The organism is Mesorhizobium sp. YIM 152430 (assembly GCF_029210365.1).
Classification (GTDB): Bacteria; Pseudomonadota; Alphaproteobacteria; order Rhizobiales; family Rhizobiaceae; genus Aliihoeflea.
Genome location: NZ_JARGES010000061.1, coordinates 1 through 535, shown reverse-complemented (window position 1 = coordinate 535; position 535 = coordinate 1). Strand labels below are relative to the sequence as shown.

Genomic DNA, 535 nt, shown 5'->3' with positions numbered 1-535 from the left:
CGAGCGCATGCTTCAGGTCGCCATAGCGCCGGGATCGGGCCAACCAAATATCTCCGGATCGGAAGGCATCGCGCAGATGGAACAGCACCGCTATCTCCCAGAGGCGAGTGTCGCCGACCGCCTGGGCACGAAGATGGCGATGCCATTTCGAGCTGGGCCGAAGGAAGCCGGTATGTGCGGCATCGTTCAAGCCAGTACGCAAAGCCATCACCGCTTCGAGAAGCGGGAGCGCGATCGGCGCAGCCCGCAGATCGAGCAGGCGCAACATGCGCGGAGCGTACCGCCGGAACCGATGATAACCGTCGAGTACATGATTGAGAGGATCGTCCGCCATGGTGGCGGTCAGCCGGGTTGCCATTGCAACAAGGGTCTTGAAGCCGTCCCACCCTGATCCGCTCGCGANTTTTAAGGTGTCGCGCACCGCGTTCGCTTCGTCGGCGACTTTCGCTTGGCAAATGCGCTCCGATGCCCGGTAGAGCCTGCCGACGATCCGGTCATGGGTTTCGACCACGGCGTCAGCGAGCATCGCTTGCCA

Annotated in this window: 1 pseudogene; it reads right to left on the bottom strand. The window is 62.5% G+C overall.

The window, feature by feature from the left end:
• Nucleotides 1-535, bottom strand: a pseudogene (locus tag PZ895_RS19350) (Tn3 family transposase); the annotation flags it as partial.